The following is a 25,777-nucleotide window of genomic DNA, read 5'->3' as shown; positions in this document are numbered from 1 at the left end:
AGACCTGGTATTTCATACTGATTTGCCCACAACAAAACATGAAAGTTGCTGTTTGGATTTTTTAAGACTTTCATATAAAATGGAGAGATTGTTTTTGATTTATTTTATAAAGTACATGATAAGGGTGAAACTTAAAAGTAAGGGCATTTACCTTGTCTTTGCCTACATGATTCTTCTGTTGGTATCAAGCTTGCTGATCAAGCTTGTTGAACCTGCTGATTCCGCCTTGACCCATTTTGACCAGGCATTGTGGTGGAGTGTTGTGACCAGTACAACTGTAGGCTATGGGGATCTGTTTCCCGTCTCCAATCCAGGCAGGATTGTCGCGGTTATCTTGCCCATGTTCATGGGTATTGGCCTTGGTGCCGCATTTATTACCCATTTTGCATCCTCGTTGATTGAAAGGAGAGATAAAAAAATGCACGGAGAAAAAAGATACAAAGGAACAGATCATATTTTGATCGTGGGGTTTACAACTGAAACAGAACAACTGGTTGAAGAGATCAGAAAAGACGAGACATATGCAGACCAGGATATTGTCCTTTTGGACGACATGCCCAGGCATCCGTTTCCGGATATGGACAGGGTTTGCTTTGTCAAAGGCAGTCCGGATACACTTAACACCCTTAACAAAGCAAATGTAAAACAAGCCGCAAGAATAATTATTCACACAGGCAACGACGAAAAAAATCTGTTTGCCCTGATCAATGCCCTTAAACTGAAACATCAGGCGTGCGAAATTACGGTTCGCTGTATTTCAACCCAGTCTCTGGACACCTTTTCAAGTGTTCAGGGTGATTTTCAAATCATCGTGCAGATGACGGCTGAAATGATGGTGCAGGCTATGCAGGACAAGGTGCATATCCCTTTACAGATCCTGTTGAAAAACGATGCACAAGAAGAGATATATTATGTGACAGTTTCTAAAACCATTCCAAACCTCACCTGGTGGGTTCTGCATGATTATCTCAAAGACAAATACAATTACCTGACCTTTGCCATGCAAACCACTGACAACAGGGTAATGGTCAACCCGTCCAAGGAAAAAAGCATTTCAAAGGGAGACGGGATATGGCTGATGGCTCAGAAAAGACCGCTTAATATCACATGGCCTTCCTAAAACAGTAAGAGATCAGATCATTTTTGAAGATCAGCTTTTGCTTACAAACGAATTTCTATCCGCCATTATAAAAAAGACAAGGGTTCCAAGGGCCATGATGATCATGCCGCAGGGGAAAGACAATCGCAAACTGAAAAAATCCATGACCAGTCCGGCAGCCATTGAACCCGTGAGCATTCCCAGGCTGTGGGCAACAGTTATTATGGATATGACCGATCCCATGGCTTTTTTTTCATCCCCTTTTATAACGGCATACCCCATGATTGCCGGCATGGAAATACCGCCGCCTACCCCAAATATTGAAATGGCAACAACCAGGTCATAAAAGCAGGACGCCTGGAACAGCAGCAGCATCCCAATGGTTGACAAAATACCCCCTGCAAGAATCATCATCCTTTTGTTTGCCCGGTCTGCCACATAGCCCATGGGAATATTAAGAATCCCGGATATAAACACACCCAGCATGACAAGCACGCCTGTCAAAGAACCTGAAAGGTTAAATTCCGTATCGGCAAAAACTGGAAGAAAACACCAGATGATCCCGATGCATGAGGTATAGGCATACCTGAATATAAAAATAGAAAGAATACTTTTATCGGTTAAAAGATTGGACCATGGAATTACACCGGTTTTCAGACTTTTTGTTTTTTCTTCAGTTGTGGGTGGCAGGAAAAAAATACACAATAACAGGCCAATACCGGACAGCACTCCCATACACATAAACGCAGCATCCAGGGACCACAGATCTTTTATTCCGCCCCCCATCAAAGGCCCCAGGCTCAAACTCAAAAATGAGGACAGGTTAAACAATCCCATGGCATACCCTTCGGAACCTGCCGGTGTGATCTCCCCGATATAGGCCTGAACCACCGGCATGATCATGGCTGATCCAGCCCCCTGTACAAACCTCAATAGAATCAATGTTTCCACATTGTTTGAAAACATAAAGGCAATGGAAATAAGAGTATAGGTAAACAGCCCTGCCAAAATAAAAGGCTTTCGTCCTTTTTGATCGGACAATCTTCCGAACAAAGGCATAAGAAAGGTCCTGGACAAGGAAAATGATCCGAATATCAGCCCCACATAGATGCCTGTTGCCCCAAGGTCATTGGCATACACGGGAAGAAGAGGCACCACAATGCCCACCCCGGTAACCGTTGAAAAAATTGCAAAAAACAATGTGACAAAAACACCTTTATGATCAGACGGGATTAGGATAAGCACTCCTGAATCTGATCAATAAAACGGCTTCTTCTTGCAAACTCCCCTTTTCTGTAACTTGTATGGGTCAGGTATAAAAACCGTTCAGCCCTTGTCATTGCAACATACATCAGGCGTCTTTCCTCGAAAACAGCATTATCCCCCGCATCAATGGACCTCCAGTGGGGAAACAGGCGCTCTTCGCACCCAACAATAAATACGGTATCATATTCCAGTCCCTTGGCTGAATGAATGGTAAGAAGGGATACGCCTGATGAATCCTGGTCGTCATCGTCTTCTTTATCCTCCCTGATCAAGGCTGCATCCTCAAGATATTCCAGAAGATCATTTTTGGACCTTGCCGTATAAATCAATTGTTCAATATTTTCTTTTTTTGAAACAAACTCGGCAGTTGTTTTGACTTTTTTCTTAAGATACTCAAAATATTCGGTTTTTTCCAGAACAACTTCCATTGCCCGGGCAGGTGCAAGATCAACTATTTCATCTAAAATCTCAAGAACCATGGAAAGGTTTTCATGAATTTTCTTGGTTAACACCCGATCCTTGACCATAATTCTGGCGGCATCCTGAAGGCTTGTTGTTTCGGTTCGCATGGCTGCAATTTTTTTTATCATTGCAGGTCCGATTCCCCTTTTGGGGGTATTGACTATCCGCTCAAACGAGACATCATCGCCGGGAAAGAATGCAGCACTCAAATAGGAGTTGATATCCAGAACTTCCATTCTTTCAAAAAATCCCTGGGCCCCTTTTAAACTATAGGGTATACGGTATGACCTGAAAATTTTTTCAAAGAGCAGGGAACAAAATTTTGTTCTGTAGACCACTGCAATATTATCAAAACCGATTCCCTGGCCCTGACGGTTTAGGCCTTTTATCCTTTTGGCAACCCATTCGGCTTCACGCGAATCAGATATAAATTCATAAATTTCAACCACCCCGCCTTTTTTTTGGGAAAAGCATTTTTTTTCCATTTTATCCGGGTTATGGTCGATCAAATCATTTGCCGCCTGGACAATTTCATTTGCTGACCGGTAATTTTCTTCCAGTCTGAAAATTTTTGCGTCCTTGTATTTTTCAGGAAATCCGATAAAATGATTCACATTGGAACCCCTGAAACCATAAACAGCCTGCCAGTCATCCCCCACACAAAAAAGATTCCTGTGTTCGCCTAAAAGCAGGTTGGTTAAATCTTCCTGAAGGTTGTTGGTGTCCTGGTATTCATCCACAAGAATATAAGAAAAATATTTTCTATAATAGTCCCGGATTTGCGTATGATCCCTTAAAAGATCCCTTGCCTTTAAAAGGATATTATCAAAATCCACGCTGTTCATCTCTTTTAAACGCTCTTCATACTGGTCATACAGATCTTTAATATTGATGCTGAAAAGGCCTGGTTTTAAATCAAAATATTTTTCCGGGTTGCCAAAATTTTTTGCCCTGGAAATAGCAGATAAAATTTTATTGGCATTTTTTTTTTCAACATTGTTTTTCACACACAGTTCTTTGACCAGTTTTCCCTGGCTGTAGACTGAAAACACCTGTATGGGAGATTTATACCCTGCTTTTTCACAATGCTGTTTTAAAATCATCAGACAGGCGGAATGATAGGTTCTTACCCATTCAAACGCGTGATTCTTCAGGCCTGTCATCTCAATAAGCCGGGATTTCATCTCTTCTGCGGCTTTGTTGGTAAAGGTGATGGCTAAAATTCTTTTGGGATCATGACCAATATTCACCAGGTGGGAAAATTTAGCTGTCAAGGTTCTGGTTTTGCCGGAACCGGCTCCCGCAACCACAAGTGCCGGGGAACCGGTATGATTTACTGCATTCTGCTGCTGTTCGGATAACTGCATAAAAATTGCATGATAAGATTTTAACCTTGCAGATTCAACTTTTCAATTTGGCAGACCCTATCCGGATATTGCCAACTTACAAAAATTGAGTTTCAAATTTAAAACCCTATTTTATCTCCTCTATAATGGTTTTTAATACGGATTCTATCTCATGCCTTATTTCATCGCGTCTTTTTTCGCTCAAGGCTTCGAATCGAAGAACCAGGGCAGGCTGGGTGTTTGATGCTCTGACAAGTCCCCAGCCGTCATCATAAACGGCCCTTAGCCCGTCAATGTCAATCACTTTTTGCCGGGCCTTGAAATAGGCAACGATCTTATCCACAACGGCAAATTTGATCTCATCCGGGCACTCCACACGAAGTTCTGGTGTTGTGAAGGTTTTGGGAAGATCCTGGATCAGTTCGTCAACCCCTTTGCCTGTATCTGCCATAATTTCCAGCAGGCGGCAGGTGGCATAGAGGGCATCGTCAAAGCCCAGATACCGGTCCTTGAAAAACATATGGCCGCTCATTTCACCGGCCAGCGCAGCATTTTCCTCTTTCATTTTTTTCTTGATCAACGAATGGCCGGTTCGCCACATGATGGCCTTGCCGCCATGTTTGCGAATATCATCATACATGACCATGGAACATTTGACTTCCGAAATAAAAGTCGCACCCGGATCTCGCTCAAGAATTTCCCTGGCATAGATAACCATGAGCTGGTCACCATAAATCACTTCACCATTTTTGTCCACAACGCCTATTCTGTCGGCATCTCCATCATATCCAACCCCCAGGTCAAGATTTTTTTCTTTTACCAGCCGTATCAAATCAGTCAGATTTTTTTTCTGAGTGGGGTCTGCTTCATGGTTGGGAAATGTTCCGTCCATATCGCAATATATGTGGTGTACCTCACATCCCAGTTTTTCCAGGACAGGAAGAGCCGTGACGCCACCTGTTCCATTGCCGGCATCAATACCGATTTTGATGGGGTGTTTGATATGAATATTATTTAAAATATAATCTTTATAAGGCGTGATGACGTCTTTTGAGGTTACCTTGCCATCGCCTTGGACAAAGGCGTTTTTTTCAATGGCAATACGAATGTCCTGCAGTCCCTGACTGTGAATGGAATCAAGACCGTTCATCAGTTTAAACCCGTTGTATTCTGGGGGATTATGGCTTGCAGTCACCATGGCCCCGCCGTCAAGATTTAAATGCTGTATGGAAAAATACAGCACAGGTGTAGGACAAGTTCCGATGTCAATAACATCGCAGCCCGTGGAAAGGATTCCACGGATAAAAAGGTTGCTGAATTGTTCAGAGGTCTGTCTGCAATCTCTTCCAACGGAAACTATTTTTTTGTTCTGATTTTTTAAAAGCGTGCCATAGGCCTTGCCGATACTGATCACATCGTCTTCTAAAATATCTTTGCCTGCAACACCTCTTATGTCATATTCCCTGAAGATTCCCGGATTCATAATTTTTCCTTTAAATAATATTTGATAAAAGGACCAATGACCCTACGAGCCAGCAATAAGGGGCAAACAGATGAAATTTGCCCGAATGAACCAATCTTAAAAGTAATTTTAAGGCAATCAATCCTGTTATAAATGAAGCAATTGTAGCATACAGGATCACAGGATCAATGATCAGATCATTTTTTATGATATCCTTTATGCTCAAAATTTCAGCACCAAATATGGCTGGGATGGACAAAAGAAAAGAAAATTTAGCTGCTGTCTGACGGTTAAGCCCCATAAACATACCTGCTGCAATTGTGGTCCCTGACCTGGAAATGCCTGGGATAACGGCAAGCCCCTGGCACAAACCAATGAAAAGTGAATTTTTTACGGCATTTTTTTTTTCTGGACGGTCACTGACATAATAATTTTTGGACAGCCACAAGACAGTTCCTGTCAATATCAACATAAAACCCACCAGAATCTCCGATGCAAATAAAATATGTTCAAATTTTTTCAAAAAAAGTCCGATAAGCGCTGTTGGAACAGAACCGATCACGATTAATCCTGCCAGTTGAAGATTTTTATCTTCGTTGATCAGGTGTGAAACAGGTTTTAAAAAAACCGCTTTTGAAAAAAAATCAAACAAAGACAAAAGCATTGCCATAATATCAGACCTGTAGACCACAAATACCGCCATCAATGTTCCCACATGAACACTGATATCAAATGTAAGCTGGGAATGTTTTATCCCAAAAAAGATTTGTCCCAATACAAGATGTCCTGAACTGCTTACAGGTAAAAATTCCGTAAGCCCCTGTAAAATACCGAGAATGATTCCCTGATGATATTCCATATTTTTTAAAGTTTCTTTTTATTTATTATGGTCAACAAAACAGCATTCGTATATAATTCTTAAGCTTAAATTGCAAGATATTAAAAAAGCTTGGACTTGTAATTTTTTCTCAACAACTTTCACAGGCAGGCTTAATCTTTCATACTGGTTTGCCAACAATAAAAAATGAAAGTCACTGTTTGAATTTTTTAAGACTTTCATATAAAAACGATTTATGAATCCTAAATGGAGACACGATTATATGAAAAATTCAGGGTTGAATTTCAAGCAGAAAAATTATAGCACTTTCAGCGAAAAAATAGCCCGGGTGGCAAATCTCTTTCATCTTCTGGGCGTGGATTGCAAAAAAAATATTGATATTATTTTGGAACAGACCTGCCATATCTTTGATGGCGCTTGTTCTTTGTATTGCCGCATGGATGATAACCAAAAATCCTTAAAATTATTGGCCGGTTACAAAATTCCCAAGGGATTTGATAAAATTTTTGATGTACAGGATTCTTTCTTCCGGAAAACAACGATTAAAGACAAAAACACTCCTGTTATTTTTTCTGACCTGGAAAACACCCCATTTTTCACGATAGATCCAATCATATCAAAATACAATTTAAAGTCTTGCCTTGGATTTCCCGTAACACTTAAAAACAAAATCATTGGATTGCTTTGTATTTTGGACATAAAAACAAGAATTTTTACAACGCAGGAGGTTCATTGTATTCAAACCCTTGCAGCCTCACTTACACTTGAAGAAGAACGCCTATATATTGAAAATGAACGTCTGGATCTGCAACAAAAAGCCTGTGAAGCAAAAGAAAAATATCTCCTTTTTCTGGAAGAAAAACTTAAGCGTGCTGAAAAAATAGAACTTATCAGCACTGTAGCAGGCGGTGTAGCCCACGATTTGAACAACATCCTGTCCGGATTAGTCAGTTATCCTGAACTGTTATTAATAAAGCTGCCTCCTGACAGTCCTTTCAAAGAATACATATCCTTGATCCATGATGCAGGTCTCAAAGCCGCAGATATAGTGCATGATCTTCTTACTCTTACAAGAAGAGGCATCCCCAATCAAATTATTATCAATCTTAATAAGGTGATTTATGAATATGTTAAAGGCTCTGCCCATAAGCGGCTTGAAAAAAATCATCCTCAAATAGAGTTTAAAATAAATTCAGCTGAAGACCTTTTAAATATAAGCGGTTCCCCCTCACATATATTAAAAGTGATTATGAATCTTGTGATAAATGCTGCCGAGGCAGTAAAGGGAAAAGGAACTGTGACCATTGAAACGTTTAATCAGTATATTGATATGAATTCAAACAAATACGACACCCTTCTTGAAGGCGATTATGTGGTGTTGAGAATCATGGATGATGGTGACGGCATACCGCAAAAAGATTTAAACCGTATATTTGAACCGTTTTACACAAAAAAACAGATGGGGCTAAGCGGATCAGGCCTGGGGCTTTTTGTTGTATGGAACTGTGTCAAAGACCATATGGGATATATTGAGGTTAACAGCAAAAAAAATGAATTTACTGTTTTTGAACTTTATTTTCCAGCTACCCGAAAAAAAGCAGACAGTGATCCGAATGACTTTTTCATTGATAATTTCAAAGGATCAGGCCAGACTGTTCTGGTCGTTGACGATAGTTATGAACAAAGGAAAATCACCCTGGATTTACTTGAAATGCTTGGATACAACCCTTCGGCAGTTTCAAGTGGAAAAGCAGCTGTAGCTGTTTTAGAAAAACACCCCATTGATGTGATTTTACTGGATATGGAAATGGCACCCGGAATTGATGGCCTTGAGACATATAAACGGATTTTAAAAATAAATCCCATTCAAAAAGCAATCATTGCAACTGGTCTTTCAAAAAATGAAAAGATTAAAAAAGCCCTGATGCTGGGGGCTGGTCACTATATTAAAAAGCCCTATACCATTAAAAAATTAGCCTGCACACTTAAAAACGAATTAACTAGCTGAACAAGGATCGGCATGATTTTTTTTAAAGACAAGGGTAAAAACAAGGAAAAGAAAGGTTGATTTCATGATCATTATCCTGTAAAAATAAAAAATACACTTAATATCAATACTCTTGAAGACATCACCTTAATATCAATTAATCAAAAGGAGAAAAAAATGAAAACTTTAGTTAGGAAATTATTAACACTTTTTGCCGTCCTTTTTTTGTTTGGATGCGCAGCAAAACAGATGATTACACTGCCGGAATTTGAAGCAAAACAATTTGACAAGACGATGTATACATCAAAAATAGATAATTTCCTGATTCTGTTTGATGCATCAAGCTCCATGTCTGAATCGGGTAAATTTGATGCTGCACAGGCACTTGTCACACGAATGAATGAAACCCTTCCTGAAATGGGTCAAACAGCAGGCTTAAGATCTTTTGGCCATTCTCCAAAAGTATCAAAAAAATCAACTGAATTGTTTTATGGAATGGAACAATATGTTTCTGATAACCTGGAAAATAATTTTGGAAAAATCACAGAACCAGGCGGCAGCAGCCCTATTTACAAAGCAATTAATGAGGCCGGCAATGATTTTAACGGACTTTCAGGTGATATGAACGCCGTTATCATTATTACTGATGGGCTTAATATGAAAAAAGATGCCCTGAAATCTGCAAAAGCATTAAAAGAAAGATATGGTTCATCCATCTGTTTTTATCCCGTTCTTGTGGGTGATTCTGCAGAAGGAGAAGCAATGCTTCAGGAAATCGCGACCATTGGCGAGTGCGGATTTTATTCGCTTGCCGGCGAATTGTTAACCAGTGCAGGAATGGCAAATTTTGTAGAAAAGGTGTTTCTTGATAAAAAGGCCGTTCCGGTTGCTCCGCCAATAAAAGTTGCGCCTCCAGCTCCGGTTAAACCAGTTACACCAATGAGAAAAGACAGCGATCACGACGGAGTGTACGATGATGAAGACAAATGCCCAGGAACGCCAATGGGCGCTACGGTCAATGCGCTTGGATGCTGGGTTCTTGACAATGTTCTTTTTGACTTTGATAAAGCTGTGATCAGAGCCCAAGCCTATCCGCTGCTGGACAATGTCGCAGATATCCTTGAAAAAAATCCAGGAATGGGAATTGATCTGCACGGTCATTGCGACAATATCGGTACAGCTGAATACAACATGGGGCTATCCATGAGACGGGCTAATGCCGTTAAACAATATTTGACCGGCAAGGGAATTTTAGAAAACCGAATGAGTACCAAAGGATTCGGCTTTACCAAACCGGTTGAACCGAACAATACATCGGAAGGCCGTTCGTTAAACAGAAGGGTTGAAATTTACCCCTATTAAATAATAAAACAATTCAGGGACTTGCTTCCGGCAATGGATGCTTTTACCTGCAATTAGACGTAAAGGCCGCAACGAGAAAATATTTTCTCTTTGCGGCCTTTACATTATGCGTTTCTAAAATAAGTTTTTTTTAACCATCATTAATTTCTGATCTCTAATTTTCGTGTTATTTTGGCAAGAAAATCAGAAAAGCATGTTTGTTTATGTGGTTATGTCTTGTCCAGGTTAAATTTAACTGTCGGATTGATATATTACCTTTCCCGTTTTTTGAGTGTCGTATCCGCCAAGAGATATGACTCGATCCTGAAATTCTTTTGTCTGAATGCTTTCAAGCAACACCTGAACCTTTCGGGTATGGTAAAACCTGTCAGGAATAACAAGATCATACTCTTCGGTCACAATCGGGACAAAATCAAGATCAAGCGCCCGGGCTGCCGCATGTATGCCAAGCCCTGCGTCCACACGGCCGGAAAGAACGGAAACAGCAACAGACATGTGAGTATATTCATCATTTTCATATCCAAGAATATCGTCCGGCGAAATTCCAAGGGTCTTTAATTTATAATCCAGTAAAATCCGGGTTCCCGAACCTGGCTGGCGATTGATAAACCGAAGGCTTTTATCTTTTAAGTCTTCAATGGATTGGATCTGTTTTGGATTGCCTTTCGGCACAATCAGTCCCTGATCCCTCATGACAAGATTTATCAGCCAAACCTTCTGATCCGCCAGATATTTTTTAATATATGAAATATTATATGTGCCGTCCTCAGGATCTAAAAGATGGGCACCAGCCATATGGCAGGCACCTTTTTTAATGGCCATGATGCCTCCCATACTGCCCACATGACTTGATGAGATATTGATATCGCCCCTCACAGCTTTTATCTGATCTGCAATCAGATCCAGGGTGTTATCATGAGAACCGGTTATAACAATGGTGTTTTCAATGGATGATAAGGGCCGAAGCAACTGGGCCGGGACCTGCTCTTTTTGTGATATCCCCTCACTGTTCGCAGGAATTCTGATAATACCGTCCGCTTCGGTCAACGTCGTGATGTTACCGGAGCCTCTGGGCAATTGGGAAGAGATCAACTTGCCATCCACAGAACCTATTTTTACCCTTAAAAACTCCTCCTGACCAAGTTTTGAAGCAATTTTCCTTGCCGGGGAAACCAGCGCCTCTGTCGGTTGTTTTGCAGGAAGTCTCTGCATGTTTAGCAGCAATGGTCCGGCAAATTGTTCAAATGCCACAATGGCTGATACAGGATATCCAGGGATGCCGAATACCGGGGTATCAGACACCCTGCCAAACATCATGGGTTTTCCCGGCATCATTGTCACACCGTGGACATAGAGTTCGCCCAGGGATGAAATAACGGGTTTTGCAAAATCCTCTGATCCTGCCGAAGATCCGCCAATGATACAAATCATATCATATTGTTGATTTGCAGCAGTTTTTATAGCTGATTTGATTTTTTCAAGATTATCCTTGAGCATGGGATGACAGTCAAATTGCGCCCCATGATCTTCACAAAGGCCTCCTAATACGGTGGAATTTGATTCCACCACATCCCCCGGTTTGAGTTGCTCTATACTGATCTCGTGCCATTGCTTGAGTTCCGATCCGGTTGGAACGATGAGTACTTTCGGGCGTTTGTAGACATCCACCTTAAATATCCCCCCGGCCAAAAGCGCGCCAAGTGAATATGTGTTAATTTTGTGACCCCTTGGAAATAATAATTGGGTGGCCACAATATCTTCCCCCATTTTTCTGACATGCTGCCAAGGAAAGACCGGTGCTTCGATCTCAACATTTTTTTTATCAATAATATTAAGATGCTCAATCATGATGACCGCATTAGTGCCCTCGGGCATGGCATGGCCGGTATTGACCCAGAAAGCATTGTCATCGGGGATAAGAGTGATGGGCGCATCTTCGCAGGCACCAAAGGTAAAGCTTGCATTAACGGCAATGCCGTCCATGGCGGCAGCATGAAAATTGGGAGATGAAATGGCCGCGATGGCAGGTTTTGCAAGTACCCTTTCTTTGGCATTGACCACATCAAGGGTTTCAATTTTGGTCACATGATTTTCAAATTGATCAAAGAGAATTTTTTTTGCCTCTTTAATGCTTTTTAAATCAAGGTATACATTTCTTTTAGAATTCATTTGTATGATCTCTTTCTATGATTTTTTTTAGAATCTTTTCTATAATCGGGCCTGTTTTTTTATATGAAAGTCTTAAAAAAAATTCATACAGAGACTTTCAATCTTGGTTATGGGCAAACCCGTTTTAAATACCAGGCCTGCCCGCAGCAGTTACAAAAGAATAATATCTACCAGGGTGCCTTTTTCCAGGCCTTCAACATGATCGCCGATTTCAAGGAGTCCGTCTGCATGAATCATGGTTCTTATCAGTCCTGATTTTCCCAGTACCGGTTTTGCCAGCAGCTGGTTATCCTTTTTTTCCAGCAAAACCCTGATAAAATCCCTTCTGCCCTGTGCGGACGATACATTACGGGTTAATTTTGCGGGAATCCGAATAGACCGGTCCTTTTGTTCGAGTCCCTTGAGCATATTTAAAAACGGAATGACCACAATTTTAAGTACCACCATGGCAGATACCACCTGGCCGGGAAGTCCCCATACAGGCTTTTTTCCGGCTTTGGCCAGGATTGTTGGTTTGCCCGGACTTACGGACATGCCATGAACCAATATTTTCGTATCAGGCAAAGACGATAATGCATCAATTGTAAAATCCCTTGTTCCAACGGAACTCCCCCCTGAAAGAAGTACCATGTCTGTTTCGTCAAGGGCTTTTTTTATGGCGGCTTTTAAGGCAACAAGATCATCTTTTACAATGCCGTAACGCACCGGTATTGCCCGGGCTTCCTTGATAAAACCGGCCAGTGTGTACGAGTTGATGTCCCGGATTTTACCTGGTGCGGGTTCCTCTCCTATGGGAATGATTTCGTCTCCGGTTGAGATAATACCCACCCTGGGTATTTTATATGCTTCAATCCTGGCAAACCCAAGCCCGGCAGCAAGGCCTTCTTCCTGGGGACGAATAAGGGTTCCTTTTGACAATACAGTATCTTGTTTGGCAAAATCTTCGGAAGCATCAATCACATTCTGTAACGGGGCCACACTTTTATAAATTTCAACGGAAAAGTCATCAACAATTTCCGTATGCTCCACCATGACAACACTGTCAGCTCCTTTGGGGAGCATCCCACCGGTTGAAATTTTTGCAGCCTGTCCAGGAGCTAAATCAAAATCAGGAATCTCGCCCATCAAAATGGTTCCCACAATATCAAACCAGGCAGGACTGGATTCAGAAGCTCCGAATGTGGAACTTGAAACAACGGCATACCCGTCCATGGTGGCCCGTCGAAATCCCGGCATGTCTTTGGGGGCAATCAGATCGCTGGCAAGAATTCTTGAAAAGGCATCACAAACCGGTATGGTTTCAGACCCCACCGGAGAAAATTCTTTGATTAATGACTTGACCTCTTCAAGACTTTTTACCTTGAAAAAATGATTCATTTTGCGCTTGACCTCCCGGTTAATGCCTCTTTGAGTTTATCCATGGCCAGTATTACATTTTCAAGACTGTTAAAAGCACTGATGCGAATATATTGCCTGCCGCATTTACCGAAACCTGCGCCCGGCGTACACACAACTCCGGCTTTGGTTAATAGCAGATCAAAAAAATCCCAGGAATCCCTGTCTTTTCCATCAACCCAGATATAAGGGGAATTTTTCCCTCCGACATAATCAAACCCGAGAGATGCGACGGTTTTTCTGATGATATCGGCATTGTTCATATAATCATCGATCTGCTGCTTTACCTGGACTTTTCCCTCTTCGGAATAAACCGCTTGAGCAGCTTTTTGAACCGGATATGACACCCCGTTGAATTTTGTAGTATGCCGCCGGTTCCACATGGCATGCAGGAATATTTTTTCACCCTTTGAATTGAAAACCATGCACTCTTTGGGCACTACGGTAAAACCGCATCTGGTTCCTGTAAATCCTGCTGTCTTTGAAAAACTTCTGAATTCAACAGCCACCTCTTTTGCACCTTCAATTTCATAAATGCTTCTGGGAAGAGGCTCTTCACGGATAAAGGCTTCATATGCAGCATCAAATAAAATCAAGGCCTTATTTTCCTTTGCATAGTCAACCCATACCTTAAGTTCTGCTTTGGTCGCTGTGGAGCCTGTGGGGTTGTTGGGAAAACAAAGATAAATCAGATCCACACTTTCATCGGGAAGCCTGGGAAGAAAATTGTTTTCCTTTAAACAATCCATGTAAACAATCCCGTTATACCGGCCATCCTCAAATTCACCCGTTCGACCGGCCATGACATTGGTATCCAGATATACCGGGTATACCGGGTCAGGAATGGCTAATTTGATATCGGTTGCAAACAGCTCCTGGAAATTTCCGGTATCACATTTTGCCCCGTCACTGACAAAAATTTCGTCCGCTGATATATCGGCTCCACGGTCCTGAAAATCATTTTTCGCAATCGTCTGTCTTAAAAAGTCATATCCCTGTTCCGGGCCATACCCCCGGAAAGTGGCATCATTGGCCATTTCATCAACCCCCTGATGAAAGCCTTTTATCACGGCCGGGACAAGAGCCCTGGTAACATCACCAATCCCCAGCCGGATGATTTGTGCCCCGGGGTTTTTTTGCTGGTATTCATCCACTTTCTTTGCAATGTCTGAAAAAAGATATGATGCTTTTAATTTATTATAGTTATCATTTGCTCTGATCATAAACCGTCCTTTCTATCCATATATAATGTTCATTCAATGTTATTAAACAATCAAAAGAAAAATGTCAATTACAGGGGCGTGCGGTTGTGTTTTTTCAAGCCCATATTGGATTACTATGCCCTGATGTGGTAAAGAAAACTTTTGTGTTTTGTAACACATGATAAGGAGTCTGACATATGCAGATAAAAACAAAATACCTGATCATAGGATTTATGGTGTGTGCCGGGTCGGGTTTTATTCAACCTGCGATGGCAGAAAACAGAAAAGTTGTGCTTCTACATGGGCTGGCAAGATCAAGTTCATCCATGAACAAGCTGGAAAATGCGCTTCAAAATAAAGGGTTCATTACATGCAACATTGATTATCCTTCAACAAAGCACTCTGTTGAAATCCTGGCACAGGAACATATTTTACCGAAAATCATAGATTGTCTTGGAAGTCTTGGTATGCCGATTTGTTTTGTAACCCATTCAATGGGTGGCATTGTTGTTCGATATCTAGCAGAGCATGCTTTGATTCCTCATATTGACAGAGTGGTAATGCTTAGCCCGCCAAATAAAGGCAGTCAAATTGTTGACCGGCTCGGCAAAACATGGCTTTTCAAACTTGTCAATGGCCCGGCAGGTCAACAATTGGGTACAAACAGTGAAAGCCTTCCCTTAAAGTTGAAACCGGCAAACTTTGAAGTGGGTATCATCACCGGCAGCAGATCTATTAATCTGATTTTTTCTTTAATGATCAAAGGAAAGGATGATGGTAAGGTCTCCATTGAAAACGCCAAACTTAAAGGCATGAAGGACTTTATGGTTTTGCCTTCATCACATCCGTTCATTATGAAAAATAATACAGCCATAGAGCAGACGATCTTTTTTTTAAATTATGGTGTATTCCAAAAAAAGGGCATGTAATTAAATCAGGTTATTGGCTGGTGTGAGCCTGACAAGCAAAAGCATGCCTTTCCCCTAATGGCCCAATTGTTCAAAATAACGGCCATGACAAATCACTCTGCCACAACAAATAATGACAAATATTTAATTTCAGCAGGTTAAAAGTTCTTTCATATAAATTATGAGTATTTTTCAGGATAAGTATTGACAGAAATAGAAAAATATTTTAAATCATGCTTCACTTTTTGTGAGCCCAGGTAGCTCAGTCGGTAGAGCAGGGGACTGAAAATCCCCGTGTCGGCAGTTCAATTCTGTCCCTGGGCACCATTCAAAGGTTTCAGGATGCGGGGGTGTAGTTCAGTTTGGTTAGAACGCTTGCCTGTCACGCAAGAGGTCGCGAGTTCGAGTCTCGTCACTCCCGCCATTATCTGGAAACAAGTAGTTGTCCCCATCGTCTAGCCCGGTCCAGGACACCGGCCTTTCACGCCGGCGACAGGGGTTCGAATCCCCTTGGGGACGCCATTTGGACAATAAAGAGTTCTCATGTTGCTGAAACCGTTTTTGTTTTTTTTGAGTATAGTCCAGCAAAGTTTAAGTTGGCTTCCAGGGATCTGTTCCATGAATTTCTACAGGTCATGCAGCAGTCACATCGTCATCCAGAATGCTATTTTCAGTACCAAAATTGCAAATTTTGCTTTGGTGGGACTAAGTGGCCCTATTTACACAGAATTGAAAATCAAAACCTGACCCTCACCCCAGTGTTGCAGCCACTCAGTAATAAGACTTGTTTTTTTGCGGATTTGAGATACCTTTTTTTTGCATTGCACCCTATTGATGCTATGTTAAACAGGCGTTGACAGAAAAATTCGATTAAATCCTCCTGTTTGGTGTGTGGTTTGATACTCGGTTTAATTTTTTTCACATCTTTCGCAATTTTTATGGCCAATAGATTTATTAAAATCTTGGTCATTTGTATGACAAGAATTTAAATTTATTGATTCGGAGACCGCTTGCCTTGCCTCAAGCCCTGCTTTAAACCCAGCTGAAAAAGCTTCTTCACCGACAGGCCAAAGAGGGCCGCGTTTGGAATAACCAGGGTTATTTTGTTTATGCCATTTCTCAAAATTCATTTCATAGTCCTTCTGAATAATATTTTTGTACAGTTATCCAAATATCCTGAGATCGGCTAAAAGCAATTATGATGCCATTTTTCTTTTAAAGACAACAAAAAAACATAAGTCATTGAAGTATAAAATCATTTTATTATGCGAATTTAAATCAAGAAAAAAATATCTTCAAAAATGTGTCAGGTATTTTTCCAAAATGTAAATTAATTGAACATGAAAAGTATTTTGAATTCAAAAAAAAACACAACAAAGACACTTAATGATGTTATAATTTTGATCAAATCAAGTAAATTGTATATTACAAGGTTTACAAATAAATGTATGAGTTTAATGGTTCAATAGCCAATGACCTGGTCTTGAAATTGAGATACTGATAGGAAAACAAATGTCTGAAAATCAAAAACCCGAATACAACCCTGTCATAACAGGCTTCAGCGGCAATGAAGGCCCGCTTAATATATCTCTTACAGATGCAAAAAAAAAATTTGGACAATTACCCAGTAAGTATGGGTTTGTTTCCGCCAAAAAAGACGGCAATAAAAACAGAAGCGACAACAAATCCCTGAACCTTAAAACAGGACGTCTCATACGGGATCTGCTTTCCGATAAAAAGAAAAATTTGAAAAAAAAAGTGTATCAATTTTTTCAGGAGTGGCACAGAGACCTGAAATCTGAATTTAAAGTTGATATTATCCCTTTTTTTAACATTAATGATCCTGCGATTGTAAAAACAATCTTAAACGAAGACCAAGAGTGTCTCAATTATTTTTCCGGCCTTGATATCAAGAGGGTTTTATCCGGCAGCGGGCTTATCAGAAAAGATGTACTCAACTCAATTCGTCCTCATCTCCTGCTTGAAAAAACATCTGAAATATTAACAAAAAAAATCAGGAACGGAAGCGGAAAGCAGCTTCAGGCAGCAAAAAAAGTTCTTGATACGCTTAATTGCTATTCAATGAGTACTCAAATCAAACAATTCAGTGATGATACTCTGTCGTTGCCAAAAGGTGAGGCAATCAACTGTTTTGCAGATGAAATCAGCCATTATCTTTTGAAATTTAATGCCAGCCATCCGCTTTCAGCAATTCATTGTGTTGCGGGAATTACAGGCAAAGGAATTGAATTTGAGTATGCAACGCGGGATTATTCGTATCTTGAACTTGGCAAGATAACTGGTGACTGTACGGCTGACAAACGTAATTTCCAGTCTGACAGAAACATTGAAAATATTTTCTGGACAGTATTTTCATGGATATTAGACAAAAATTATCAGATCGTAAAAGTTTTTTTTGAAGGTGAATTTGTAATGAAAGTTCATCTTCTGCCTCTTTATGTCACAGGACCCAATAGCTATGGAATTTATCAAACCGGGTCTTCATTAAAATCAGACTATACATTCCTGGCCATTGATGCCGTTGAAACAACCTTTGCTTTTCGTGATCATCAGGCATCGTCGGCCAAGAGTCATCTGATCAAACATAAAGATCAGATATTTTTTAAAACAATTGAGTTTATTGAAAAACTGGCTGATGATATGAATATTGAGAATATTTATGCTGAAAAATTTTCAAACACACCATGGATCAGGGATATTTACGGGACATATCCTGAAATTTTCTTTCATGTGGATCATCTGGAAAAAATTGATCAGCTTGAAGATGTGTTCTCGCTTGCGGATGAGATCAGCACCAGCATGGGATATGGCGGCCTGGAGGAAATATTCATGGAACTTCAGATGAAAAACACATGTCTGTCACCAGGATATATCAATAAAGCTCCCGGTGTAAAATCCTTTGCGCTTGTCAGGGGAGATGCCGGACATGGAATTCCCATGAAACGCATTATTGGAATTTGAGCTGTTTGCTCTGGCCGGTGCCGGAACAACAAGGTGAAGCTCCATGGTGATTCCAGGCAGACAAATAAAAATGCTGCCCGGAATATGTTACCATAGATCAATCTCAGGCGCAGGCCTTGCCGCATGCAGGACAGAATTTGAAGTTTTCATCCTTGAGGGGAGCCTCACAGGCGCTGCATCGCCTGGGGATGGAACCCAGTACCACCAGCAGTTCACCTTCTATGACCGGAACCATCTTTTTATCATACTTGTAATCAGCTATTTTGAGAACCCGCTCCACCATGCCGTCCATGGGAGAAAGCACTGATTTTTCCTGTTTCATGATGGTGATGTTGAACAGCTCTTCGCCTTTTTTGACAATATCACCTGGTTTTACATACATGATCCAGAGATCACCTGAGCTGGGCGAGGCTACCTGACAGGGATCTTTTTTGTCTGCCATCTCCATAACACCGGCTCCGGTTCCAGTAGCTTCGGCCACCTTGACCGTATAGCTCAAAAGTTCTCCGTTCAGAGTATAACGCACCTCACTTATTCCCTGGCTGTCGGTTTCTCCGATGCCCAGTATTTTCATGGAGTGGGGTTTTCCGTCAGTATCCTTGAAAAAAAGTTCCCGGTCCGGCACCAGTCCTTCAAACCAGACATCCAGGGGAAGCCAGTTGGGGTTGCCGAATTCCTGGCGAAAGGTGATTGTCTTGAGGGCGTCTCCAGGGTGGTTGAGATACATTACAACCTCTTCGTCCGTGGGAATCCGGTTGATATTATCTTCCAGACTTTTTTGTTCCGCAGCAATGTCCACAGGTTCAAGAGACTCCAAGGGTGAGGCCTGGGTGCGGTTTTCAATGGCCTCTTTATAGGATTCGCCAAAGGCGGAAGCATAGACCCAGTCCGGCGGAAAACCCAGAGGCAGTTTGCCGAATTTGCCCAAAAGCAGATCCCTGAAAGCATCGTTGCTGTCTTTGTAGAGAACGAGCCGGTCGGTTTTTAAATTTTCCGGCAATTGGTCTTCCTGGGTGTTGACCACTGTATCCAGTATCCACAGCAGGTGTTTCACCTCTTCTTCCCCTCCACGTTTCCAGGCAGAGGTGACGGCCAGAAATGCGGTATTCCATGTGATCTGGGAACCGGGAGTTACGTCATGATACCGGACAATCTGACGGGTGCCGGTTAAAAACTGCAGCATCTGGGGTAAAAGGTGAATATAGCCCTGTTTCATGGCTCCTTCCTGAGATGAGGAAGTGGCTCCGCCCGGCATGCCGTGTTGTACAACGTCGTGGTCTATGCCCTGGAAATAGGGAGCTGTATACCGGTCATAATAGGGCATGATCTGTTTGAAAACAAAATTACAGGTTCGGATACTATCTTTATCAATGCGGGTACTCAGCCCCAGTTCCTCTTCCATGTAGGCGGCGGTGGAAAGAACTTCCCCCTGGCCGTACCATCTGACAGCAGCCCCGATGCCGGTGTCCACAATATGAGCCCCGGCTTTGGCTGCAGCTCCCACAGCCGGGACAAACAATCCGTCAGTGCAGTGGCGGTGGTAGTGCAGAATCAGCTCGGGATAATGACTTCTCAGTTCGGCCACCAGCTGTTTGATAAACCTTGGCGGGCATACCCCGGCCATGTCCTTGAGTCCCAGGATAAACATCCGGGTGGCGGCTTTTTGTGACACCCCTGCCACATCGGCAACCAGATGGATCATCTGTTCTGCCACACCAAGGTAATGATTTACATCAAACCCCTTGGCCCAGGAGAGCGATATAGCCGGCTGGAATGTGTTGGCCTGAGATGCCAGCACAACTTCGGCAAAGGGTCGCATGTTTTCCACATGGTTTAAAAAGTCGAAACACCGGACAATATCATAGTGTTGGCAGATCATCTCTCCTGTGAGATGCATCAGCTTTTTGGGCTGGGGCTTGTAGCCCAAAAGGTTGGTTGACCGCACCAGGATCTGTTTGGGGGTGGTTGGTGCAAACGTATTCCAGAGCCGTGCCTCATTGAACGGATAGGTCATATTAGCCATCATGGCCACATGGAAATGGGCTCCACCTCCGTTTTCAATGGAAAAAAAGCCGCAGCGGTCCAGATAGGGTCCGGTCAGAATATCCTCGGCCAGGCGGAACCTGTTGCCGCTGTTGGACTGGGTGATGTCACGGGGCGTTGTGTCTGCAATATGCACATGGGGGGTGTCCCTTACCGCGTCCATGAGAGCTGTGCGGTCCCACCTGGGATAGATTGACGGGGCAGCAGCAGTGGGCAGTTCCGGCATGACCGGATCAAACACGTCCATACGTTTGTCTTCACGGCTCCGGTATTCTCCCAGCTGCACATGAGGGTTGTAACCCCGGGCTGAAATTTGTGCTACCAGTCGGCTGAGTCTGAGACTTTCTGGTTCTGAATCCCGGTAGAGCATAAGTTCAGGCGTTTTTTCCACGAACCTTGTATCGTAGATCCCGGACTGGAATACCGGATGGGCGATGATTTTCTGGTGAAAGGGTATGGTGGTCTTGAGCCCGCCGATGATATATTCTTTCAGGGCCCTTTCCATTACTGCCAGGGTCTTTTCCCAGTTTTCACCATGAGCAATGAGAAGAGCTGCAGCAGAATCATAGTTGGAAGGGAATGCATACCCGCCGGAAACACACGAATCCATACGGACTCCCGGGCCTCCAGGAGAGATATAACGGGCAATGTGACCGGCATTGGGGGCGAATCCGTTTTGGGGATCTTCGCAGTTGATGCGCACCTGGATGGCATTGGAAACCGGTCGGGTCACATCTTCGCTGAACCGGAGGCGGGAACCGAATGCCACTGCGATCTGCTCTTCCACCAGATCTATGCCGTAACGGCACTCGGTGATGCCGTGTTCCACCTGGAGACGGGTATTGACCTCGATGAGGAAAGGGGTGCCGTCAGCATCCACCAGAAACTCAACCGTTGCCAGGGAGTAGTAGCCAACTTCCCGTACCAGATCCCGTGCATAACCTTTCAGGGTTTTTCTCAGTTCGTCGGTCATCAGGGGCCAGGGTGATGGGGTTATTTCCACCAGTTTCTGGTGATTTCTCTGGACTGTGCAATCGCGCTCATCAAAGGCGAATACGTTGCCGTGCTGATCGGCAATAACCTGGATCTCAATGTGCCGAACCGAAGTCAATAATTTTTCCACATAAATCCTGGGGTTGCCAAAAGAGGCCTGGGCCAGCACGGATGCCTTGGAAAAGGCGGATTCCAGCTGTTCCATATCATATACTTCATAAATTCCCCTGCCGCCACCGCCGCCTTCGGCTTTGAGCATTACTGGCAGCCCTATTTCTCTGGCGATTTTTTTTGCTTCATCCAGCTCCACAGCCCCGGTTGAGCCTGGCACTACAGGCACCCCGATTTTTGTGGCCAATTCTCTTACCCGGACTTTGTTTCCCAGAAGCTCCATGGGTTCTGTGGGAGGGCCGATAAAAAGGATACCGGCTTCCTTGCACTTTTTAGGAAAGCTGGAATCTTCCGAAGCAAACCCCCATCCCGGATGAACAGCGGCAATGCCGCGAGACTTGGCTATTTCCAGGATACGGTCGATGTCCAGGTAAGCAGACGGATTTTTTCCCAGTAAGATGAGTTCCTGGGCACCTGAGGTAAAAGGAGCGGTTTTGTCCACATCGGTTACCGTCAGAACCGGAACAGCCCCAAGGACTTCCCGTATTGAACGCATAATTCGCCTGGCGGTAATACCGCGGTTGGCAACCAGTATTTTTTTTCCATTTATTTCTTGTACAATTTCTTCAAATGTTTTCATGATACTGTTTCCTTTTTGTCCTAAAACACCTGGGGGGATATCTGTCCCCTGTCAATCATCTGATCCCCCCTGGCCGTTCTGATAATGAGTCCTCCCGTGGCTGAAATATCCACCAGTGTTGCAGGTCCGTTCCATGGTCCTGCATGTGTCACAATGATTGGTTCATTTTTGAATGCCAAACATTTTCCCAGGCGCTCCACCACATGACCGGGGTGAGAGATGAATGCAGCAAGGCGATGTTTCAGAAACAACTCTATGCGCATCCATAAATGGGGAACCGATATTTTTACACCAAAAGTTTGAAAAGATCCAGGGATAATTTTAAATGATTGTGAAAAAAAATCAGCTTCAGGCCCTTTATGGACATTGATACCAATACCGGCAAGGCTTTTCCCGTAACGTTCTTCCACGAGAATTCCCCCCACTTTGGTCCGGCCCACCAGGATGTCGTTGGGCCACTTGATCTCTGCCGGCAATCCCAGTTCTGCCATCACCTCCACCAGTACAACTCCCAGGGCCAGTGGCAGAAGATTTCCCAGGGTTCCGGCATTTTGGGGAAGCCTGATGGTGGCAAAAAGATTTCCGGGCATGGAAATCCAGGATCGCCCAAGCTGACCCCGCCCCTGGTTCTGTGCCTCTGAAAGAATCCAGGACCATTGGGGAAAACGATTTTGTTTTAACAGGCTTGCGGACACGTCCATGGTGGAAGTGCAGTCACAAGCAAGGTATCGGATCATATTTTCTTTCCTGGATACCCATAAAGATTCTGAAGTTCCCAGGTTGCCTTCATTTGAAAAAAGATCCCACTTACCGCCAAAACATTTCTGCCGACGCGTCATCTCTTTGTTGCTTATGACATCATTCATATTAAAAAGTGTCTGTTTATATGGTTGTTTTATTATTTGCCGTAATGCCAATATATTAGCGGCTAAAGTGTTTGTCAAAGATTCAGTGATAAAAGGACAGGGCCTGGGTTGTCAAGGAGAAAATTATACTTTATAAATAATTTGAAAAAAATTATTTATAAAGTATAACTGCCACGAGCAGACCTGATCTTTCGCTCAGATTTGCCCACAACAAAGATTGAAAGTCTCTGTATGAATTTTTTAAGACTTTCATATAAAAACAAGGAGGCAGATTTTGATCTGTTTTGCCCACCGGGGTGCCAGCGGCCATGCGCCTGAAAATACCTTGCTGTCAGTTAGGACAGCACTGGAAATGGGCGCACCATGGATAGAGATAGATGTGTTTTGCGTTCAAGGGCAATTGGTTGTGATTCATGATAGTCGCTTGGAGCGGACTACTAACGGCCGCGGCAACCTGATGCAGCATAGTATTGCCAATCTGCGCTCTCTGGATGCAGGCAAAGGGGAAAAAATACCTTTTCTTCACGAAGTCCTGGAATTGGTACAGGGGCGATGCAGCATTAATATCGAACTCAAAGGTCCGGGAACTGCCGCACCAGTGGCGGATCTTCTCAAGGCTTGCATAAGGGACGGGAACTACATGAAAGAGCAGTTGCTGGCGTCCTCATTTGATTATCCTCAGTTGATGGAGTTGAAACAACTGGTGCCGAAACTTTACATCGGCGCAAACATTTACGGTGTTCCCCTTGACGGTGCAGGATTTGCCGATGCCATGGGCGTGTATTCCATTCACGCCCACTGCGACTTTATCAGCCAAATGTTTGTGGATGATGCCCATCGCCGGGGAATCAAGGTGTTTGTATTTACGGTCAATCATGCTGAAGAACTTCATCGTATGGCTGCATTGGGTGTGGACGGGGTGTTTACCAATTATCCGGAACTTTTATGTTCTACATAAGGGATGAGGATGGATAGCATATGAACAGACAAGAGAACATTGATCACATTGCGGACAGATCCATTGTGTGGGATGTCATCGTGGTAGGCGGAGGTGCAACGGGATTGGGGGCTGCAGTGGACGCAGCTTCCCGAGGATACCGTACCCTGCTTCTGGAGCAGGGAGATTTTGCCCAGGGGACTTCCAGCCGCAGTACCAAATTAATTCACGGCGGTGTCCGTTACCTTCAACAAGGCAATCTGGCGCTGGTTCTGGAATCTTTGCATGAACGCGGCCTGCTGCTGGCCAATGCGCCCCACCTTGTCCGGCACCTGGCCTTTGTGGTTCCCATATACGAATGGTGGGAAGGGCCATTTTACGGAATTGGGCTCAAATTATATGATGCCCTGGCAGGCAAGCTGGGACTGGGGCCGTCCCGTCGTTTATCCCGGAAGAAAACCCTTGAAAAAATACCCACCCTTGAACCCGACGGGCTGCGCGGCGGCGTTGTTTATTATGACGGGCAGTTTGACGATGCCCGGCTGGCCATCTCTTTATTAAGAACCCTTGAAGATCTCGGGGGTAACGCCGTCAATTACATGCCGGTGACCGGATTTCTTAAAACCGGCGGATTACTCTGCGGCGCCATGACCCGGGACGAAGAAACCGGACGGGTATTTGAGATATCAGGCCGGGCTGTGATCAACGCCGCCGGGATATTCATCGATAGTGTCTGCCGGATGGACGATTCAACAGCCCGGCCCATGATGGCTCCGAGCCAAGGTGTCCATATCGTCCTGGACAAGGGATTTCTTCCGGGAAGCTCGGCAATCATGGTTCCTCATACCGACGATGGCCGGTTGCTGTTTGCCGTACCCTGGCATGACCGGGTAATTATAGGGACAACGGACACACCGGTTGCCGGTCCTCAAGTCGAACCTCAGCCTTTTCCGGAGGAGGTGGAATTTTTGCTTTCCCACGCGGGAAGATATCTCACCGGGCATCCCTCCCGCGCTGACGTCAAAAGTGTTTTTGCCGGTATCCGTCCGCTTATCAACTCCCGGGGACATAATGTGACCGCTTCTCTTTCACGGGATCACAGGGTTCTGGTATCAGCTTCAGGGCTGGTTACCGTTGCCGGCGGAAAATGGACCACATACCGGAAAATGGGTGAAGATGCGGTTACCATGGCCGCCAGGGTTGGGGGATTAGACCTCAAAAAGTCCTGCACAGATACACTTGAGCTTCACGGACGGCCCGGGCAAGCAATTCATGATCAGGCTTTTTCAATATACGGGACAGATGCAGATGCGATGCGGCAACTGATCAAAAAAGATCCTGAATTGGATTTTTTGCTTCATCCGCAATTGCCCTACAGGCGGGTTGAAATTGTCTGGGCGGTTCGCAATGAAATGGCGCGAACCGTAACCGATGTGTTGGCACGACGGCTCCGGGCGCTTATTCTGGATGCAAAGATCAGCATCAGGGTTGCCCCTATTGTTGCGTCAATCATGGCAAAAGAGCTGGTAAAGGATTTGACGTGGGAGTCTGACCAGGTGGCGTCATTTGAAAAAATCGCCAAGAGGTATATGATAAATTAAAGTGAGTTTTGGAACAAGCTTGGAGTTGAGGTGATACCCTGACACACAGGAGCATGAAATTTTTTAAATCTTCATTGTTTCAGATTGTCATAGTATGCTAATAAGGCT

At 43.6% G+C, this 25,777-nt stretch carries 17 protein-coding genes and 3 tRNA genes; 10 read left to right on the top strand and 10 right to left on the bottom strand.

Annotated elements, in window-relative coordinates; all coding sequences use genetic code 11:
• Positions 1-94: 94 nt before the first annotated feature.
• The gene (locus TOL2_RS01745; protein ID WP_148278033.1) at positions 95-1,120 is read left to right on the top strand and encodes an ion channel; all 1,026 of its coding nucleotides are present in this window, start codon (positions 95-97) and stop codon (positions 1,118-1,120) included.
• A gap of 30 nt (positions 1,121-1,150) precedes the next feature.
• Here TOL2_RS01745 and TOL2_RS01740 read toward each other — a convergent pair whose 3' ends face one another.
• From TOL2_RS01740 to TOL2_RS01725, 4 genes are all read right to left on the bottom strand, one after another.
• Positions 1,151-2,299, bottom strand: a complete 1,149-nt coding sequence (locus tag TOL2_RS01740; RefSeq protein ID WP_232508035.1) for an MFS transporter — start codon at positions 2,297-2,299, stop codon at positions 1,151-1,153.
• A gap of 32 nt (positions 2,300-2,331) precedes the next feature.
• Complete coding sequence (locus tag TOL2_RS01735) at positions 2,332-4,194, bottom strand: ATP-dependent helicase (protein ID WP_014955835.1); 1,863 nt, start codon at positions 4,192-4,194, stop codon at positions 2,332-2,334.
• Positions 4,195-4,300: 106 nt separating this feature from the next.
• Positions 4,301-5,656, bottom strand: coding sequence for a phosphomannomutase/phosphoglucomutase (locus tag TOL2_RS01730; RefSeq protein WP_014955834.1), 1,356 nt, complete (start codon positions 5,654-5,656; stop codon positions 4,301-4,303).
• 10 nt (positions 5,657-5,666) lie between these two features.
• A complete protein-coding gene (locus tag TOL2_RS01725; protein ID WP_014955833.1) occupies positions 5,667-6,494 on the bottom strand; it encodes an undecaprenyl-diphosphate phosphatase in 828 nt (275 codons plus the stop codon).
• Positions 6,495-6,735: 241 nt separating this feature from the next.
• On the opposite strand from TOL2_RS01725, the gene TOL2_RS01715 reads away from it, so the two are divergent.
• Together TOL2_RS01715 and TOL2_RS01710 are read left to right on the top strand one after the other, a co-directional pair.
• Entirely contained in the window at positions 6,736-8,481 is a 1,746-nt protein-coding gene (locus TOL2_RS01715; protein ID WP_014955832.1) for a hybrid sensor histidine kinase/response regulator, read from the top strand.
• A gap of 156 nt (positions 8,482-8,637) precedes the next feature.
• A complete protein-coding gene (locus TOL2_RS01710; RefSeq protein WP_014955831.1) occupies positions 8,638-9,822 on the top strand; it encodes an OmpA family protein in 1,185 nt (394 codons plus the stop codon).
• A gap of 231 nt (positions 9,823-10,053) precedes the next feature.
• On the opposite strand, the gene TOL2_RS01705 is transcribed toward TOL2_RS01710, so the two are convergent.
• From TOL2_RS01705 to TOL2_RS01695, 3 genes are all read right to left on the bottom strand, one after another.
• Positions 10,054-11,991, bottom strand: a complete 1,938-nt coding sequence (locus TOL2_RS01705) for a molybdopterin biosynthesis protein (RefSeq protein ID WP_014955830.1) — start codon at positions 11,989-11,991, stop codon at positions 10,054-10,056.
• Between the two features lie 150 nt (positions 11,992-12,141).
• Entirely contained in the window at positions 12,142-13,368 is a 1,227-nt protein-coding gene (locus TOL2_RS01700; protein WP_014955829.1) for a molybdopterin molybdotransferase MoeA, read from the bottom strand.
• Entirely contained in the window at positions 13,365-14,609 is a 1,245-nt protein-coding gene (locus TOL2_RS01695; RefSeq protein ID WP_014955828.1) for an LL-diaminopimelate aminotransferase, read from the bottom strand. Before TOL2_RS01695 ends, TOL2_RS01700 begins: the two co-directional genes overlap by 4 nt.
• A gap of 176 nt (positions 14,610-14,785) precedes the next feature.
• Between TOL2_RS01695 and TOL2_RS01690 the strand changes: the two genes are divergently transcribed.
• From TOL2_RS01690 to TOL2_RS01675, 4 genes are all read left to right on the top strand, one after another.
• Complete coding sequence (locus tag TOL2_RS01690) at positions 14,786-15,517, top strand: esterase/lipase family protein (RefSeq protein WP_014955827.1); 732 nt, start codon at positions 14,786-14,788, stop codon at positions 15,515-15,517.
• A gap of 230 nt (positions 15,518-15,747) precedes the next feature.
• Positions 15,748-15,823 (top strand) — tRNA-Phe (locus tag TOL2_RS01685).
• Between the two features lie 19 nt (positions 15,824-15,842).
• A tRNA-Asp gene (locus TOL2_RS01680) sits at positions 15,843-15,920 on the top strand.
• Between the two features lie 20 nt (positions 15,921-15,940).
• Positions 15,941-16,018, top strand: a tRNA-Glu gene (locus tag TOL2_RS01675).
• Positions 16,019-16,404: 386 nt separating this feature from the next.
• On the opposite strand, the gene TOL2_RS01665 is transcribed toward TOL2_RS01675, so the two are convergent.
• On the bottom strand, positions 16,405-16,626 hold the full coding sequence (locus TOL2_RS01665; protein WP_014955826.1) for a hypothetical protein: 222 nt from the start codon (positions 16,624-16,626) through the stop codon (positions 16,405-16,407).
• A gap of 382 nt (positions 16,627-17,008) precedes the next feature.
• On the opposite strand from TOL2_RS01665, the gene TOL2_RS01660 reads away from it, so the two are divergent.
• On the top strand, positions 17,009-18,478 hold the full coding sequence (locus TOL2_RS01660; protein ID WP_014955825.1) for a hypothetical protein: 1,470 nt from the start codon (positions 17,009-17,011) through the stop codon (positions 18,476-18,478).
• 103 nt (positions 18,479-18,581) lie between these two features.
• Here TOL2_RS01660 and TOL2_RS01655 read toward each other — a convergent pair whose 3' ends face one another.
• Together TOL2_RS01655 and TOL2_RS23335 are read right to left on the bottom strand one after the other, a co-directional pair.
• Positions 18,582-22,265, bottom strand: a complete 3,684-nt coding sequence (locus tag TOL2_RS01655; RefSeq protein WP_014955824.1) for a pyruvate carboxylase — start codon at positions 22,263-22,265, stop codon at positions 18,582-18,584.
• Between the two features lie 20 nt (positions 22,266-22,285).
• The gene (locus TOL2_RS23335; protein ID WP_051012239.1) at positions 22,286-23,131 is read right to left on the bottom strand and encodes a biotin--[acetyl-CoA-carboxylase] ligase; all 846 of its coding nucleotides are present in this window, start codon (positions 23,129-23,131) and stop codon (positions 22,286-22,288) included.
• Positions 23,132-23,405: 274 nt separating this feature from the next.
• Between TOL2_RS23335 and TOL2_RS01645 the strand changes: the two genes are divergently transcribed.
• Both TOL2_RS01645 and TOL2_RS01640 read left to right on the top strand, forming a co-directional pair.
• Positions 23,406-24,089: a glycerophosphodiester phosphodiesterase gene (locus TOL2_RS01645; RefSeq protein WP_014955822.1), complete on the top strand. Its 684-nt coding sequence runs from the start codon at positions 23,406-23,408 to the stop codon at positions 24,087-24,089.
• A 20-nt stretch (positions 24,090-24,109) separates the two neighbouring features.
• Positions 24,110-25,669, top strand: coding sequence for a glycerol-3-phosphate dehydrogenase/oxidase (locus tag TOL2_RS01640; RefSeq protein ID WP_014955821.1), 1,560 nt, complete (start codon positions 24,110-24,112; stop codon positions 25,667-25,669).
• Positions 25,670-25,777: the final 108 nt, after the last annotated feature.

It is taken from the genome of Desulfobacula toluolica Tol2 (genome assembly GCF_000307105.1).
Classification (GTDB): Bacteria; Desulfobacterota; Desulfobacteria; order Desulfobacterales; family Desulfobacteraceae; genus Desulfobacula; species Desulfobacula toluolica.
This window is presented reverse-complemented; position numbering and strand designations above follow the sequence as displayed.

What these genes read in the sequence shown, in the direction of transcription:
- TOL2_RS01735 (WP_014955835.1), bottom strand. Translation starts at nt 4,194, where the DNA reads ATGCAGTTATCCGAACAGCAGCAGAATGCAGTAAATCATACCGGTTCC.
- TOL2_RS01730 (WP_014955834.1), bottom strand. Translation starts at nt 5,656, where the DNA reads ATGAATCCGGGAATCTTCAGGGAATATGACATAAGAGGTGTTGCAGGC.
- TOL2_RS01725 (WP_014955833.1), bottom strand. Translation starts at nt 6,494, where the DNA reads ATGGAATATCATCAGGGAATCATTCTCGGTATTTTACAGGGGCTTACG.
- TOL2_RS01715 (WP_014955832.1), top strand. Translation starts at nt 6,736, where the DNA reads ATGAAAAATTCAGGGTTGAATTTCAAGCAGAAAAATTATAGCACTTTC.
- TOL2_RS01710 (WP_014955831.1), top strand. Translation starts at nt 8,638, where the DNA reads ATGAAAACTTTAGTTAGGAAATTATTAACACTTTTTGCCGTCCTTTTT.
- TOL2_RS01705 (WP_014955830.1), bottom strand. Translation starts at nt 11,991, where the DNA reads ATGAATTCTAAAAGAAATGTATACCTTGATTTAAAAAGCATTAAAGAG.
- TOL2_RS01700 (WP_014955829.1), bottom strand. Translation starts at nt 13,368, where the DNA reads ATGAATCATTTTTTCAAGGTAAAAAGTCTTGAAGAGGTCAAGTCATTA.
- TOL2_RS01695 (WP_014955828.1), bottom strand. Translation starts at nt 14,609, where the DNA reads ATGATCAGAGCAAATGATAACTATAATAAATTAAAAGCATCATATCTT.
- TOL2_RS01690 (WP_014955827.1), top strand. Translation starts at nt 14,786, where the DNA reads ATGCAGATAAAAACAAAATACCTGATCATAGGATTTATGGTGTGTGCC.
- TOL2_RS01665 (WP_014955826.1), bottom strand. Translation starts at nt 16,626, where the DNA reads ATGAATTTTGAGAAATGGCATAAACAAAATAACCCTGGTTATTCCAAA.
- TOL2_RS01660 (WP_014955825.1), top strand. Translation starts at nt 17,009, where the DNA reads ATGTCTGAAAATCAAAAACCCGAATACAACCCTGTCATAACAGGCTTC.
- TOL2_RS01655 (WP_014955824.1), bottom strand. Translation starts at nt 22,265, where the DNA reads ATGAAAACATTTGAAGAAATTGTACAAGAAATAAATGGAAAAAAAATA.
- TOL2_RS23335 (WP_051012239.1), bottom strand. Translation starts at nt 23,131, where the DNA reads ATGAATGATGTCATAAGCAACAAAGAGATGACGCGTCGGCAGAAATGT.
- TOL2_RS01640 (WP_014955821.1), top strand. Translation starts at nt 24,110, where the DNA reads ATGAACAGACAAGAGAACATTGATCACATTGCGGACAGATCCATTGTG.